Annotated in this window: 15 protein-coding genes; 11 read left to right on the top strand and 4 right to left on the bottom strand. The window is 38.1% G+C overall.

Annotated features, from left to right (window positions below):
- Positions 1-137 precede the first annotated feature (137 nt).
- The 5 genes from Q9317_RS09350 (at position 138) to Q9317_RS09330 (ending at position 5,817) form a co-directional block, all read left to right on the top strand.
- The gene (locus Q9317_RS09350; protein WP_003102201.1) at positions 138-1,793 is read left to right on the top strand and encodes a peptide ABC transporter substrate-binding protein; all 1,656 of its coding nucleotides are present in this window, start codon (positions 138-140) and stop codon (positions 1,791-1,793) included.
- Between the two features lie 74 nt (positions 1,794-1,867).
- Positions 1,868-2,782 (top strand): ABC transporter permease, encoded by a 915-nt coding sequence (locus Q9317_RS09345; RefSeq protein WP_003102198.1) that lies wholly within the window; start codon positions 1,868-1,870, stop codon positions 2,780-2,782.
- 9 nt (positions 2,783-2,791) lie between these two features.
- Positions 2,792-3,823 carry an ABC transporter permease gene (locus Q9317_RS09340; RefSeq protein ID WP_003102195.1) on the top strand — a complete coding sequence of 344 codons (1,032 nt, stop codon included), beginning with the start codon at positions 2,792-2,794 and terminating at the stop codon, positions 3,821-3,823.
- 12 nt (positions 3,824-3,835) lie between these two features.
- Positions 3,836-4,882, top strand: a complete 1,047-nt coding sequence (locus Q9317_RS09335; protein WP_003102192.1) for an ABC transporter ATP-binding protein — start codon at positions 3,836-3,838, stop codon at positions 4,880-4,882.
- A complete protein-coding gene (locus Q9317_RS09330; RefSeq protein WP_003102190.1) occupies positions 4,882-5,817 on the top strand; it encodes an ABC transporter ATP-binding protein in 936 nt (311 codons plus the stop codon). The genes Q9317_RS09335 and Q9317_RS09330 overlap by 1 nt, the downstream gene beginning before the upstream one ends.
- Before the next feature lie 88 nt (positions 5,818-5,905).
- On the opposite strand, the gene rnjA is transcribed toward Q9317_RS09330, so the two are convergent.
- Positions 5,906-7,588 (bottom strand): ribonuclease J1, encoded by a 1,683-nt coding sequence (rnjA, locus tag Q9317_RS09325; protein ID WP_121791546.1) that lies wholly within the window; start codon positions 7,586-7,588, stop codon positions 5,906-5,908.
- A gap of 1 nt (position 7,589) precedes the next feature.
- Positions 7,590-7,820: a DNA-dependent RNA polymerase subunit epsilon gene (locus tag Q9317_RS09320; protein ID WP_003102185.1), complete on the bottom strand. Its 231-nt coding sequence runs from the start codon at positions 7,818-7,820 to the stop codon at positions 7,590-7,592.
- A 285-nt stretch (positions 7,821-8,105) separates the two neighbouring features.
- On the opposite strand from Q9317_RS09320, the gene tsaB reads away from it, so the two are divergent.
- From tsaB to tsaD, 3 genes are read left to right on the top strand one after another with little or no spacing between them, the layout of a single operon-like run.
- Positions 8,106-8,798, top strand: coding sequence for a tRNA (adenosine(37)-N6)-threonylcarbamoyltransferase complex dimerization subunit type 1 TsaB (gene tsaB, locus Q9317_RS09315; protein ID WP_003102183.1), 693 nt, complete (start codon positions 8,106-8,108; stop codon positions 8,796-8,798).
- A 1-nt stretch (position 8,799) separates the two neighbouring features.
- The gene (gene rimI / locus Q9317_RS09310) at positions 8,800-9,225 is read left to right on the top strand and encodes a ribosomal protein S18-alanine N-acetyltransferase (protein ID WP_003102181.1); all 426 of its coding nucleotides are present in this window, start codon (positions 8,800-8,802) and stop codon (positions 9,223-9,225) included.
- Positions 9,215-10,234: a tRNA (adenosine(37)-N6)-threonylcarbamoyltransferase complex transferase subunit TsaD gene (gene tsaD / locus Q9317_RS09305; RefSeq protein WP_003102180.1), complete on the top strand. Its 1,020-nt coding sequence runs from the start codon at positions 9,215-9,217 to the stop codon at positions 10,232-10,234. The genes rimI and tsaD overlap by 11 nt, the downstream gene beginning before the upstream one ends.
- Positions 10,235-10,430: 196 nt before the next feature.
- Here tsaD and rpsN read toward each other — a convergent pair whose 3' ends face one another.
- Positions 10,431-10,700: a 30S ribosomal protein S14 gene (gene rpsN, locus Q9317_RS09300; protein WP_003102179.1), complete on the bottom strand. Its 270-nt coding sequence runs from the start codon at positions 10,698-10,700 to the stop codon at positions 10,431-10,433.
- A gap of 175 nt (positions 10,701-10,875) precedes the next feature.
- Entirely contained in the window at positions 10,876-12,048 is a 1,173-nt protein-coding gene (aao, locus tag Q9317_RS09295; protein ID WP_003102178.1) for an aminoacetone oxidase, read from the bottom strand.
- Between the two features lie 629 nt (positions 12,049-12,677).
- Here aao and Q9317_RS09290 point away from each other — a divergent pair.
- From Q9317_RS09290 to Q9317_RS09280, 3 genes are all read left to right on the top strand, one after another.
- Positions 12,678-13,187, top strand: coding sequence for a DUF536 domain-containing protein (locus Q9317_RS09290; protein ID WP_003102177.1), 510 nt, complete (start codon positions 12,678-12,680; stop codon positions 13,185-13,187).
- A gap of 43 nt (positions 13,188-13,230) precedes the next feature.
- Complete coding sequence (locus Q9317_RS09285; protein ID WP_016356171.1) at positions 13,231-13,818, top strand: 3'-5' exonuclease; 588 nt, start codon at positions 13,231-13,233, stop codon at positions 13,816-13,818.
- Positions 13,819-13,959: 141 nt separating this feature from the next.
- Complete coding sequence (locus tag Q9317_RS09280) at positions 13,960-14,682, top strand: MerR family transcriptional regulator (RefSeq protein ID WP_003102175.1); 723 nt, start codon at positions 13,960-13,962, stop codon at positions 14,680-14,682.
- The last annotated feature ends 59 nt before the right edge of the window (positions 14,683-14,741 follow it).

The following is a 14,741-nucleotide window of genomic DNA, read 5'->3' as shown; positions in this document are numbered from 1 at the left end:
TCTAGGAATTTTTATAGCAAATTATTTATAAAAATTTAATATCAAAATTTTCAGATAAATATATTCCATTTATTTGGAATTATGGTATAATTTAACTTATCAACTTATACCTAAATGGTTAACTAGGAGGGCGAAACATGATTGAATCAAAAAAAACGACATTAAAACGTGTTGGATTGGGGACAGTAACACTTGCTTCAGCAATGTTATTAATGGCTTGTGGTAACAAGGCGGCAAAATTAGATAATAAAGATGAAATTAACTGGTATACACCAACTGAAATTATTACTTTAGATGTTTCTAAAAATACAGATACCTATTCTTCTTTAGCAATTGGTAACTCAGGAAGTAATCTTCTTCGTGTTGATGCTAAAGGGAAACTTCAACCAGACTTGGCTAAAAAAATTGACGTTTCAGAAGATGGATTAACTTATACAGCTACTTTACGTGATGGTTTGAAATGGTCAGATGGCAGTAAATTAACGGCTGAAGATTTTGTTTACACATGGAAACGTATGGTTGATCCTGCAACAGCATCTGAATATGCATACCTTGCAACAGAGTCACATCTTAAAAATGCTGCTGAAATCAACTCAGGTGCAAACAAAGACTTAAATTCTTTAGGTGTTAAAGCTGATGGCAATAAAGTGATTTTCACACTAACTAACCCAGCTCCACAATTCAAGAGTTTGTTATCATTTGCAAACTTTGTTCCACAAAAAGAAGCTTTTGTTAAAGAAGCAGGTAAAGATTACGGAACATCATCAGAAAAACAACTTTACTCTGGACCATACACTGTTAAAGACTGGAATGGTACAAGTGGTACTTATAAATTAATCAAAAACAAAAATTACTGGGATGCCAAAAACGTTAAGACAAAAACAGTTAAAATTCAAACTGTTAAAAAACCAGATACAGCAGTACAAATGTATAAACAAGGCAAACTGGACTATGCTAACATTTCAGGGACATCAGCTATCTACAATGCTAATAAGAAAAATAAAGATATCGTAGCAGTTCCAGAAGCAACAACAGCATATATTGTTTATAACCAAACAGGAAGAGTTGAGGCTGTCGCAAATCAAAAAGTTCGCCAAGCTCTTAACCTAGCAACGGATCGTAAAGGCATTGTTTCTGCAGCGGTAGATACTGGTTCTAAACCAGCAACAGCTATTGCACCAACAGGTCTTGCTAAATTAGAAAATGGTAAAGACTTAACTGAACATGTTGCTCCAGGCTACAAATTTGATGAAAAAGAAGCTGCTAAAGTCTTCAAAGAAGGCTTAGCTGAACTTGGTAAAGATTCTCTCAAGGTTACTGTAACTGCAGATGCAGATTCACCTGCAGCAAAAGCGGCTGTTGACTACATCAAAGAAACATGGGAAAAAGCTCTTCCAGGTCTAACCGTTGAAGAAAAATTTGTAACCTTCAAACAACGTTTGGAAGACACTAAAAACCAAAACTTTGAAGTAGCACTTGTTCTTTGGGGCGGTGACTATCCAGAAGGATCAACATTCTACGGACTCTTTAAATCAGATTCACCATACAACTATGGTAAATTCTCAAACCCTGAGTTTGATAAAGCATATGAAAAAGCTTTAACAACAGACGCATTAGATGTTGATGCAGCAGCAGATGATTATAAAGCTGGTGAAAAATCACTTTATGACAATGCTAACTACAACCCTATCTACTTCCGTTCAACTGAAGGCTTGCAAAACCCAAGCATTAAAGGGCTTATCCGTAACTCAACTGGTTTAAATGTTGACTTTACATACGCTTATAAAAAGTAAACTTTAGAACCATAAAAATGTAATAGTGCAAGAATTGGTGTTTCACCAGTTCTTGCTTTTGTTAGAGGAAAAATATGACTAAGTACTTATTAAAACGTGTGGCTATTTTAGTAGTGACACTTTGGGTCGTTGTGACCCTATCATTCTTCCTGATGCAAGTAATGCCAGGAACTCCATATAACAGTCCTAGATTAACAGATGAAATGATTGCTATGATGAACAAGCAATACGGTCTTGATAAGCCCTTGTGGCAGCAATACTTCAAATATTTATTTGACATTCTTCGTGGTGATTTTGGAACAAGCTATCAATCCATTAACCAGCCGGTTTCGCGTTTGATTTCTCAACGTTTAGGCGTCTCAGTGCATTTAGGGATTCAAGCGCTAGTTGTTGGGATTAGCTCAGGTCTATTTGTTGGGGCTGTTTCAGCACGTAATAAAAATAATAAACTGGATGCTTTTCTCAGTGTTGTGTCAACAATGGGAATCTCAGTGCCTTCTTTCATTATTGGATTGTTATTATTAGATTACTTTGGTTTCAAATGGGCCCTTCTTCCGCTTTCAGGTTGGGGAACATTTAGCCAATCGATTTTGCCAACTTTAGGCCTTGCGATTCCAGTATTTGCACAGGTTACTCGATTCTTTCGTAGTGAAATGATTGAGACCTTGAATTCAGATTATATTCAATTAGCTAGAGCAAAAGGCTTGACCAAAAGACTTGTTACCCGTAAACATGCTTACCGTAACTCGATGATTCCAGTATTGACCTTGGTAGGGCCATTAGCCGCTAACATTTTAACTGGTTCTGCATTGATGGAGCAAATTTTCTCAATTCCAGGAATTGGTCAACAATTTGTTACCTCTATTCCAACTAAAGATTACCCAGTTATCATGGGAACAACAATTGTGTATGCCTTGATGCTTATGGTTGCAATTTTGATTACAGATATCATTATTAGTATTGCAGACCCACGAGTGCGTCTAGGATAGGAGAGTATCATGCTAGAAGAAAGAAAAACATTTAAACTTGTTGGAGCGGGCAATTCCGATTCACAAGAAAAAATTGAAAAGCCTGCATTGTCTTTCCTAGAAGATGCGTGGCGACGATTAAAGAAAAATAAACTAGCTGTAGTAGCCATGGGATTCCTTGTCATTCTGTTGCTCTTTTCAGTAGGGTCAAATTTCTTTGTCTCAAAAAATGATGCTAATAGCTTTAATAGTAAAGAAGTTAGTGTTTACCGTAATTTACCACCAAAAATTAGTGCAAGCCTTCCTGTTTGGAATGGTAGCATTACATATGCTGGCAATACTGAGCCAAACGATGCTTACGCTGATCAAGGGGTTCCAGAGGAGAAAAAATTCTTACTTGGAACAGACAATCTAGGACGTAGTCTTGGCAAACGGATTACGGTTGGTATTCGTATTTCCTTATTAATTGCCATTGTTGCCACAACAATTGACTTAATTATCGGGGTTACCTATGGCTTGATTTCAGGTTTTACGGGTGGAAAAGTTGATACCTTTATGCAACGTGTCATTGAAGTGATTTCGTCCATTCCTAACTTGGTTATTGTGACAATGCTAGGTTTATTACTTGGAAATGGTGTCTTATCAATCATCTTCTCAATTGCTATTGTTGGCTGGACATCTATGGCCCGTCAGGTTCGGAATTTAACCTTGTCTTACCGTGAGCGTGACTTTGTCTTAGCTTCACGTGCTCTTGGAGAGAGTAATTTCAAGATTGCCTTTAAACATGTATTGCCTAATATTTCAGGGATTATCATTGTTCAAATCATGATGACAGTACCAAGTGCAATTATGTATGAAGCTGTTCTTTCTGCTATTAATTTAGGAGTTAAACCACCGACAGCCTCTCTTGGGTCATTAATCACAGATGCTCAAGAAAATTTACAATACTATCCTTATCAAGTATTGCTACCAGCTCTTGCTTTGGTATTTATTTCCCTTGCCTTTATTTTATTAGGTGACGGGTTACGTGATGCCTTTGATCCAAAAACAAGTAACGACTAGGAGGTTATTAGAATGACAACTGAAACAATTTTAAATGTTAAAAACCTCCATGTTGATTTTAAAACCTATGCTGGAGATGTTAAAGCCATTCGTGACATTAATTTTGAGCTTAAAAAAGGGGAGACTCTTGCTATTGTTGGGGAATCTGGTTCAGGTAAGTCTGTAACCACACGTACCCTAATGGGGCTAAATGCTTCAAATGCTAGAATCAGTGGTGACATTGATTTCAAAGGTAAAAAACTTAATGATTTAAAAGAAGAAGACTGGGTTAAGGTTCGTGGTAAAGAAATTGCCATGATTTTCCAAGACCCAATGACCAGTCTTGACCCAACAATGAAGATTGGAATGCAAATTGCTGAAGCCATCTTAATTCATGAAAAAATTTCAAAACAAGAAGCTTTGTCTCGTGCTTTAGAATTGATGCATCAAGTTGGTATTCCTAATGCAGAAGAACATATCAATGATTACCCACATCAATGGTCGGGTGGTATGAGGCAACGGGCTGTTATTGCCATTGCCTTAGCTGCTAATCCGGAAATTCTAATTGCAGATGAACCAACCACAGCACTGGATGTGACAATACAGAACCAAATCTTGAAATTGATGAAAGAATTGCAATCGCAAATCTCATCATCTATCATCTTCATCACCCATGATTTAGGTGTGGTTGCTGGTATGGCTGACCGTGTTGCTGTTATGTATGCTGGTAAGATTGTTGAGTATGGTACTGTAGATGAAGTCTTCTACAATCCACAACACCCTTACACTTGGGGTTTGTTGAATTCAATGCCAACCACTGATACAGAAGCAGGCAGTTTGGAATCTATTCCAGGAACGCCACCTGATCTTTTGAACCCTCCTAAAGGTGATGCTTTTGCTGCTCGTAATGAGTTTGCACTTGATATTGACCACGAACAAGAGCCTCCGATGTTTAAAGTAAGTGAAACGCACTATGCAGCTACTTGGTTATTAGATGAGCGTGCGCCAGAGGTGACGCCACCTGCACCAATTCTTAAACGCTGGGCGAAATGGAAGAAAAAAGAAGGGGGACAAGCTTAATGACTGCCGAACGTAAAAAATTAGTTGAGCTAAAAAATGTCTCTTTGTCCTTTAACAAAGGCAAAAAAAATGAAGTAAAAGCTATTAATAATGTCAGCTTTGATATTTATGAAGGCGAAGTTTTTGGACTTGTTGGTGAATCTGGTTCAGGGAAAACCACTGTTGGTCGTGCCATTTTAAAACTTTATGATATTACTGATGGTGAAATCATCTTTAATGATAAAGAGGTATCTCAATTAAAAGGACGTGATTTACGAGATTTCCGCAAAGATGCACAAATGATTTTCCAAGACCCACAAGCCAGTCTTAATGGTCGTATGAAAATTAGAGACATTGTTGCTGAAGGTCTCGACATTCATGGTTTAGCTAAAGATAAAGAAAGCCGTGAGGCTAAAGTTCAAGAATTACTTGACCTTGTTGGTTTAAACAAAGACCATGTGACACGTTACCCACATGAGTTCTCTGGTGGACAACGTCAGCGTATTGGGATTGCACGGGCCTTGGCTGTTAAACCTAAATTTATCATTGCAGATGAGCCAATCTCAGCTTTAGATGTATCTATTCAAGCCCAAGTTGTGAATTTGATGCAAAGATTGCAAGCTGAAAAAGGACTGACTTACCTTTTCATTGCCCATGATTTGTCGATGGTTAAATACATTTCAGATCGTATCGGTGTTATGCACTGGGGAAAAATGTTGGAAATTGGTAGTTCCGATGACGTTTACAATAATCCAATCCATCCTTACACAAGAAGTCTCTTATCAGCAATTCCAGAACCAGATCCTGATAAGGAACGTCAACGTGTTGCTGAAATCTATGACTCAAGTATAGAATTAGATGGACAAGAAAGAGAGATGCGTGAAATTACACCAAATCACTTTGTTCTTTCAACTGAAGAAGAAGCTGCTCAATACAGGCTAAATCTTAAAAAATAAAAAAAATCTCCTAAGTTAGTGTTAAAACTGATTTAGGAGATTTTTCTTGCCAAAAAAAGGACTTGAGTCGTAAACTCAGTCCGAAAAATTAATCTTTATCAGGTGTGAGAACCATTGGAATAATAATTGGTTCACGTTCTGTTTTTTCGTATAAGAATGGGCGTAAGGCGTTAACGATAGAGCCGTTAATAGATTGGATGCTAGCATCTTTGTTTTTAAGAGCGATACGAATAGCATTAAATAAAACGCGTTGGCTTTCACGAATCAAATCACCAGACTCACGCATATAGATAAAACCACGACTTAAAATGTCTGGACCTGCAAGAATCATTTGTGTGTCAAAGTCAACAGTAGCAACTGCAAGAACAACACCATCTTCTGAAAGGTCACGACGATCTCTCAAAACTGCTGTTCCAATATCACCAATACCATTACCATCAACATAAATATCTTGTGCGTTGAAGTGCCCCGCACGTCGCGCAGAATCACTTGTTAAAGCAAGGACATCACCATTTTCAAGGATGAAAATATTTTCTTCAGGGATTCCAGTATCCTCAGCTAAGCCAGCATGAACTTTTTGCATCCGGTATTCACCATGAACAGGCATGAAGAATTTTGGTTTCATCAAACGAAGCATCAATTTTTGCTCCTGTTGACCACCATGACCAGATGTGTGGATATTATTAACCTTGCCGTGAATAACATCAACACCAGCTTCTTGAATGGTATTGATAAGTTTGTTAACACTTGTTGTATTACCAGGGATTGGACTAGACGAGAATATAACGGTATCACCAGGCTGTAGAGTAACCTGACGGTGCGTACCATTTGCAATCCTTGCTAGTGCAGCCATAGACTCCCCTTGGCTACCAGTACACATGATTAACACTTCGTTAGCATGGTAATTTTTGATTTCATTTGGCTCAATAATAGTGCCTTTTGGAACCTTGATATAGCCAAGTTCAATCCCGTTGACAATAGCTTTTTCCATTGAGCGACCAAAGACAGCAATCTTACGACCTGTTTTAACGGCAGCTTCAGCAGCTTGTTGCAAACGGAAAATATTTGAAGCAAAAGATGCAAAGATAATGCGTCCGTGAATGCCTTCGATGATTTTAAGGATTGATTTACCAACTTCTTGTTCAGAATTAGTAAAGGTTGGAACTTCAGCATTTGTTGAGTCAGATAAGAGGCAAAGAACCTCATCTTCCCCAAGTGCAGCCATGCGATGAATATCAGCTGGCTCTCCGACAGGTGTGAAGTCAAACTTAAAGTCACCGGTACAGACAATTTTCCCTTGAGGGGTATGAATGACAATACCAAGCGGTTCTGGAATAGAGTGGGTTGTACGGAAGAAAGTCACGCTTAAGTTTTTAAAGGTTAACTCTGTATTGTGGTGAATCTCGTACATTTTAGAATCACGCAGTAAACCGTGTTCTTCTAATTTTCCACGAATAAGGGCTGACGCCAATGGCCCGGCGTAAATTGGGACATTAGCCTGTTTAAGCAAGAATGGGATACCACCGATGTGGTCTTCATGACCATGCGTAATAACAAGAGCTTTAACACGGTCAATGTTATCAACGATGTAAGAATAATCAGGGATAACATAGTCAATACCTAAAAGATCATCCTCAGGGAATTTAATACCAGCATCAACAATGATGATTTCATCTTGGTATTCAATTCCGTAAGTGTTTTTCCCGATTTCCCCTAGACCACCAATGGCAAAGACGCCGACTTCGTTAGGTTTTAAATCGATATTTGACATGTTAGAACTCCGTTAATTCAAAAACACCAGTTTCTTTTTCGTATTCTAGGTGTTTGTCTGAAAGCAATTCAATAAATTCAATATTGTAGCTTGTTTTTTCTTCAACAAGTTTACGGGCTTTAATACGGCCTTCAAGTTCTGATGTTGCGTCAATGTTAACATACATTGAAAGTGTGTTTTCACGACGTGGGTTACGTTCTTTGGTTTCTTGATAGAAAACTTTATAAATCATGGGGTTATTAATTCCTTTCCTTTTGAATCATTTATCCAAACAATAAGAAAGCCACCAAAGTATCTAAGATGCCTTTGACTGTTTTTTCTATTGGTTATTGTGTAGTAGATTTAATCCTGATTCTTTGCAATTACTAGAATTATACCATAAACTCAGCTTTTAGTAAAAGCATTGCTTGAAATTCTTACTCCTTTTCAAGGTCTCTTTTCAAGAAGCCCTTTTGTTCATCTCTTCTAATTTATGATATAATTGGGAATAGAAATTTACATAGAGAAAAGGCTAAAAATGAAGATACTTGCATTTGACACATCAAACAAAACCTTATCATTAGCAATTTTAGAAGATGATCAGCTATTAGGCGAGGTCACATTAAATATCAAGAAAAATCATAGCATTAGCTTGATGCCGGCTATTGATTTTTTAGTTGCTTCTTTAGATTTAAAAGCAAGTGATTTGGATCGCATCGTTGTGGCTAAAGGTCCTGGATCCTATACAGGTTTACGTGTAGCAGTAGCAACAGCTAAAATGCTAGCTTACAGTCTTAGTATTGACTTGGTTGGCCTATCAAGTTTACAGTCTTTAGCAGTCAGTTATAAAGACCAATCAGCCTATTTAGTACCTATTATGGATGCCAGACGCAAAAATGTCTATGCTGGTTTTTATCAAGAGGGACAAGCTGTCAGAGACGAAGAGCATATTGCAATTACAGAACTTTGTGCAAAACTGTCACAGACAGAAAATGTCGTTTTTCTTGGTGAAGTTGATGCTTTTCAAGAAGACATCAAAGCGCTACTTCCAAATGCCAAGTTTCAAGCAAGTCTACCATCAGCCTATGGCTTAGGCAAACTTGCAGTGCATCTACAAGCAGAAGATGTTCATGCCTTTGAACCCAATTATCTGAAAAAAGTTGAAGCTGAAGAAAATTGGCTGAAAAACAATCAAGAAGCAAATTCAAGTGACTATATCAAGAGAGTGTAACATGCTATCACTAGACGAACAGGTCCAGGCTGTTTACCAGATACTAAAAGATACCCATCTGGAATCACCATGGACCAAAGAGCAAATTCAATCAGATATCATTTCTTTGCAAACAGATTATTATTTTGTTTATGATCATGGCCGTGCGGTTGGTTTTTTAGCCACTCAAGATTTGCTAGGGGAACTTGAAATCACCAATATTGCTGTTTTAAGAGCTTATCAAGGTAAAGGCTACGCTTCGCAATTAATACAATTCCTTGAGGATGATGACTTGCCAATCTTTCTAGAGGTCCGTGAATCCAATTTGGCTGCGCAAGCTTTATACCGAAAATTTGCCTTTAAGCAGGTTGGAAAACGCAAAGATTACTACCAAAATCCAAGAGAAGCAGCGCTGATTATGAAAAGGGAAGGGAAAAATGACAGATAGATATATTTTAGCAGTAGAAAGTTCCTGTGACGAAACCAGTGTTGCAGTCTTAAAAAATGATACCATTTTATTAAGCAATATTATTGCTAGCCAAGTGGAGAGCCACAAACGCTTTGGTGGTGTGGTTCCTGAGGTAGCAAGTCGCCATCATGTTGAGGTGATGACGCTTTGTTTTGAAGACGCTTTGACTGAAGCAGGAATTACTGCAGGTGATTTAGATGCTGTCGCTGTAACCTACGGACCAGGTCTAGTTGGTGCTTTACTTGTTGGGATTGCTGCTGCTAAAGCTTTTGCTTGGGCTCATAATTTACCTTTGATACCAGTCAATCATATGGCAGGGCATCTTATGGCGGCTCAAGAAGTTGAAGACTTGCAATACCCCCTCATGGCACTTCTTGTTTCAGGTGGCCATACAGAACTTGTTTATGTTCCAGAAGCAGGAAGCTATCATATTGTTGGAGAAACACGTGATGATGCTGTAGGTGAGGCCTATGATAAGGTTGGTCGTGTCATGGGGTTAACCTATCCAGCAGGTCGTGAGATTGACCAATTGGCTCATAAAGGTAAAGACACTTACAATTTCCCAAGGGCTATGATTAAAGAGGACCATTTAGAATTTTCATTTTCTGGTCTTAAGTCAGCTTTTATCAATTTACACCATAATGCTCAGCAAAAAGGAGAAGATTTGGTTTTAGAAGATCTCTGTGCTTCCTTTCAGCAAGCTGTTCTGGACATTCTTATGGTTAAAACCAAAAAAGCTCTGGCTAAATATCCCTCTAAAATGTTAGTGGTTGCAGGTGGTGTTGCTGCAAATCAAGGCTTACGTAATCGCCTAGCGCAAGAAATAAGGGAAATGCCAGTGATTATTCCTCCTTTGAGACTTTGTGGTGATAACGCTGGAATGATTGCATTAGCTGCTGCTGTTGAATACCAAAAAGGAAACTTTACAAGTATGGCTTTAAATGCCAAACCAAGTTTAGCCTTTAGCTATTTTGATGAAAATCAATAAAGACACGTCTAAACTATTATTTTATAAAAACAGATAAGGCACCAAAAATGCTGCCTTATCTTTTAGCTTTCTTTAAAAATCAAAAAACACAGTATCTTGGCATACTGTGTTTTAAAATGATAAATAATTGGCTTCTATGATTACTAATAGTGAAACACTTACCTGCAAAATAACTGTTCCTTAAGGTGTTGAAAGCTTACCAGCTAGCTTTTGTGATGCCAGGAATCTGACCCTTGTGAGCAAGATTACGGAAATTGATACGGCTTAGACCAAACTTACGCATGTAAGCGTGAGGACGGCCATCAATTTTATCGCGGTTTTTCAAGCGATTTGGATTTGAATCACGAGGCAATTTGCGAAGTGCTTCATAATCACCACTGGCTTTCAGTTCGCGACGTAGGTCAGCGTACTGTTCAATCAGTTGGAGCTGCTTTTGGTATTTAGCAATTTTTGATTTCTTTGCCATTGCTTTCTCCTTATAATATTAATAATCTTGGAGTTTTATCAGGACTCCAAATTTACTTTACCGGTGATTAACCAGTAAAGTAAATACAAGACTATTATACACGAAATAAAAAGAAATGCAAGAAAAATACTTAAGGACTTGTCAAAAAAAAGAGACTTTATAGCCTCTTGAGTGATTAATAATGTGGGCTTCCTGCTACCCAACCAGAGCAAAGGGCAGATGTGATGTTAAATCCACCTGTGTGAGCGTTGATATCTAGGACTTCACCTGCAAAGTGTAAGCCAGGGATTTTTTTACTTTCTAAGGTTTTCGGATTGATTTCATTGAGATCAACCCCACCTTTGGTGACAAAGGATTTGGCTAGAGACATTTTTCCTGTGATGGGTATAGGCAATTGCTTTAAGTTTTTGAGAAGGTCTTCAACTTCTTTTCCTGACAGTTGTTTGATTTTTTCGGGCAATCCTTGGGCCATGAATTCTGCCACCCGTTCTGGGATTAATCCTTTGAGCGCATTTTTGACAGACTTGTCTCTGTTGGTGTCCAGGTAATCAGTAATTTCTTCTAGAGATAGTGTTGGCAAGAAGTCAAGCTCTGCTATTTCGCCGCCTGAGACAAATGAGGAAAGGCGAAGAGCGGCAGGTCCTGAAAGACCAAAATGGGTGAAGAGCAGATCATGAGTGATTTGGTGCTTGTCGTAGGATAAGGTGACATCATCTAGGGAAATCCCCTGAAGGGCCTTATGTGGGAAGTCTGTTAAGAGTGGACTTTCAGCTGCTTCGAGGGGGGTGACTTCTAGTTTGAAGTGACGGGCAATCTCATGTCCAAAGCCTGTTGATCCAGTAGAGGGGTAAGATTTTCCTCCTGTTGTGACGATGAGTTTTGCAGCAGAGAAGTCCTGATCTGATGATTTGACAAGGAAAAGGTCATCTTGTTTTTTGACGGAAACCACTTCTGTGCCTGTCAGAACTTGTCCTCCAAGTTCTTTAATTTTTTTATCTAGTGCGTCAATAATGGTTTTCGACTTATCCGTTGTTGGAAACATACGGCCGTGGTCTTCTTCTTTAAGGGAGACACCATTTTCTTTAAAGAAGTTGATAATGTCATGGTTATCAAACTGGGAAAAAACACTATAAAGAAAACGTCCATTACCCGGAATGCCCTCTAAAAGATCTTCAAGTGTTCCATTATTGGTGACATTACACCGTCCACCTCCTGTGCCTGCAAGTTTTTTGCCAAGTCGTCTGTTTTTTTCAATGAGTAAGGTTTTGTAGCCGTAGTAGCTGCTGGCGATGGCTGCCATCATGCCGGCAGGACCTCCACCAATAATAATCGTATCAAATGTTTTCATAATCTTATTTTAGCATAATGCTCTTACATTTGACAGTTAGACTAACTTGATAACATAATGCTACTAAAGGGCAAAAGGTGTCAAAGCATACATTAATTTATCTGTAAAATAGAATGAAATGTGTTGTTTTCTAAAAATAAACTTGCTATAATGATTGTGTTGAGAGAGTAGAGCGATGAGTATCTATTCTTAGAAAAAGGCATATCTGCACACTGGATGTGCTTTTTTTGTTTGCAATACTTAGGAATTTATGTGATAATATAGGGCTAATGTATAATTATCTATACATTCTAAGGTACTCATTGATTTGCTCACTCTCTCAACAAGAACTAGTGAATTAATGATGCTGTAGATATACAATGCCAACATAGAATTGTAAGAAATTATGCATTCAAAAGACTGACTCTGTCAGTTATGTGGTATCCATGGTTGTCTCTGTTGAGGCAACCTTTTATCGTGTTCTTTTGTTGGTATCTGTCAAGCTTAGTTGACAGATTTAAATCCCTAGAAATAGCTTTCTTAAAAGTAAAACTGACATCATACTGTAAACGTAACTAAATTGACAGACCAATGCTAATATGTTACTATTTTTAATAAGAATATTCAGTAATAGTAATAAAGAGGACATTATGACAATAGAAAAGACAGTTAGTGAGCTAGCTGAAATCCTAGGAGTCAGCCGTCAGGCTGTCAATAATCGTGTCAAAGCACTTCCAGAAGAAGATCTTGATAAAAATGATAAGGGTGTTACTGTGGTGAGACGCAGTGGCCTAATCAAATTGGAAGAAATTTATAAAAAAACGATTTTTGATGATGAGCCAATCAGTGAAGAGACGAAGCAGCGCGAATTGCTTGAAATTTTGGTGGATGAAAAAAATACTGAAATCACACGCCTTTACAACCAACTAAAAGCTAAAGATGACCAATTGGCTGCTAAGGATGAGCAGATGCGGGTTAAGGATGTTCAAATTGCTGAAAAAGACAAACAGTTGGATCAGCAGCAACAATTAACTGCAAAAGCAATGGCTGATAAAGAAAGCCTCAAACTAGAACTTGAAGAAGCTCGCAGTCAGGTTGAGGAAGTTCAAGCTGTTTCAACCAGTAAAAAAAGTTTTTTTGCTAAACTATTTAGAAAATAATACTGTTAAAGGCCCTAATGGGTCTTTTTATCTAGGAGAAAAAATGGAAAATCTACAAACCTATATTGCTTTTGATTTGGAATTCAATACTGTCAAGGATAAGAGTCACTTAATTCAATTGTCTGCTGTTAAATATGAAGACCATAAGGAAATAGCTCACTTTGACACTTACGTTTACACGGCTGTTCCTTTGCAAAGTTTTATCAATGGCTTGACTGGCATTACCGCTGATAAGCTAGCGTCAGCTCCAAAGGTTGACAAGGTTATCAAGGATTTTCGTGACTTTGTTGCAGAAACACCATTAGTCGGTTACAATTCCCAAAAATCCGACCTGCCTATTCTGGCTGAAAATGGCTTGGATTTAGTTAATCAATATAGGATTGATTTGTATGATGAGGTCTTTGAACGGCGTAGTAGTGATTTGAATGGGATTGCTAATTTGAAGTTGACGTCAGTGGCGGCATTTTTGGGCATTTCAGGAAAAGGGCATGATAGTCTTGAGGATGCGAGGATGACCGCGCGTGTTTATGAGGCATTTTTAGAGTTGGATGACAATAAACAGTTGCTGAATCAGCAAGAAAAGGTAACTGGAGATAATCCTTTTGCAGCTTTGGGAAATTTTTTTGAGTAATGGCTTTTTTTCCTTGCTTGTGACCTTAGGTCATGTGATAGAGTGAAGTGGTGTAAGAGATAGTTCTGCACAAAAACTCGAGGGAAGTCAAGTCATACTTATGGTGGGCTTCCTCTATCTTAATGAAGGAGGTGAATAGAGATGTCTGATTCCTATTCAACAGGTGAAGTTGCTAAAGACCTTGGAATAACAGTTAGAGCGGTTCAGTATTATGATAAGCGAGAACTTGTTAAACCTAGTGATTTTAGTGAGGGTGGCAGGCGGCAGTACACGAAAGAGGATCTTGAAAAATTGAGATTGGTCACTTTTTTAAGAGATATGGATTTTTCGCTTGCAGCAATCAAGGCTATTTTAACCGAAGATCACAATGAGCAGATTCTAGAGCTGCTTTTGGTGCAACAGATTGAGCAAATGACGGCTGAAATATCAGATAAAAAAATGAAACGAGACCGTGCACTTATGCTTTTGAAAGGCCTACAAAAAGACAACCAGCAAAGCCTTGGGTATTTATCAGACATGTCACGGGTTATGAAAACTCAGAAAAAATGGAAGAGTCTACAAAGACAAATGATTTTAATCATTCTTAGTTTAACGGGCTTGTTTTGTCTATCTATCTTAATAGCGACGCATTTTGACAATATGTTACTGCTTTGGCTAGCAGTAGGGGTATTCTTGTTTGCAGTTAATGCCATGGTCGTTTACTACAAAAATAAAGTAGTTTACCTTTGCCCAAACTGCCACCAGACTTTTGAGCCAACCTATAAGGACTTTAGTCTGGCAAAACATACTCCAAAAACGCGTCGGCTACTTTGCCCACACTGCAAAGAAAAGCACTTCTGTTTAGAAATTGCAAAAGACGCTTAAAGAAAGCCGTCAAAAAATCCACTTCCCTTTAAGGAGTGGATTTTTTTGTATGACTTACA

This window comes from Streptococcus iniae (genome assembly GCF_030732225.1).
GTDB classification, from domain to species: Bacteria; Bacillota; Bacilli; order Lactobacillales; family Streptococcaceae; genus Streptococcus; species Streptococcus iniae.
The sequence above is the reverse complement of the archived record's forward strand: the minus strand, read 5'-3'. Positions and strand labels throughout refer to the sequence as shown.

Excerpts from the sequence above, each read along its gene's own strand:
- Q9317_RS09350 (WP_003102201.1), top strand. The coding sequence starts at position 138 with ATGATTGAATCAAAAAAAACGACATTAAAACGTGTTGGATTGGGGACA.
- Q9317_RS09345 (WP_003102198.1), top strand. The coding sequence starts at position 1,868 with ATGACTAAGTACTTATTAAAACGTGTGGCTATTTTAGTAGTGACACTT.
- Q9317_RS09340 (WP_003102195.1), top strand. The coding sequence starts at position 2,792 with ATGCTAGAAGAAAGAAAAACATTTAAACTTGTTGGAGCGGGCAATTCC.
- Q9317_RS09335 (WP_003102192.1), top strand. The coding sequence starts at position 3,836 with ATGACAACTGAAACAATTTTAAATGTTAAAAACCTCCATGTTGATTTT.
- Q9317_RS09330 (WP_003102190.1), top strand. The coding sequence starts at position 4,882 with ATGACTGCCGAACGTAAAAAATTAGTTGAGCTAAAAAATGTCTCTTTG.
- rnjA (WP_121791546.1), bottom strand. The coding sequence starts at position 7,588 with ATGTCAAATATCGATTTAAAACCTAACGAAGTCGGCGTCTTTGCCATT.
- Q9317_RS09320 (WP_003102185.1), bottom strand. The coding sequence starts at position 7,820 with ATGATTTATAAAGTTTTCTATCAAGAAACCAAAGAACGTAACCCACGT.
- tsaB (WP_003102183.1), top strand. The coding sequence starts at position 8,106 with ATGAAGATACTTGCATTTGACACATCAAACAAAACCTTATCATTAGCA.
- rimI (WP_003102181.1), top strand. The coding sequence starts at position 8,800 with ATGCTATCACTAGACGAACAGGTCCAGGCTGTTTACCAGATACTAAAA.
- tsaD (WP_003102180.1), top strand. The coding sequence starts at position 9,215 with ATGACAGATAGATATATTTTAGCAGTAGAAAGTTCCTGTGACGAAACC.
- rpsN (WP_003102179.1), bottom strand. The coding sequence starts at position 10,700 with ATGGCAAAGAAATCAAAAATTGCTAAATACCAAAAGCAGCTCCAACTG.
- aao (WP_003102178.1), bottom strand. The coding sequence starts at position 12,048 with ATGAAAACATTTGATACGATTATTATTGGTGGAGGTCCTGCCGGCATG.
- Q9317_RS09290 (WP_003102177.1), top strand. The coding sequence starts at position 12,678 with ATGACAATAGAAAAGACAGTTAGTGAGCTAGCTGAAATCCTAGGAGTC.
- Q9317_RS09285 (WP_016356171.1), top strand. The coding sequence starts at position 13,231 with ATGGAAAATCTACAAACCTATATTGCTTTTGATTTGGAATTCAATACT.
- Q9317_RS09280 (WP_003102175.1), top strand. The coding sequence starts at position 13,960 with ATGTCTGATTCCTATTCAACAGGTGAAGTTGCTAAAGACCTTGGAATA.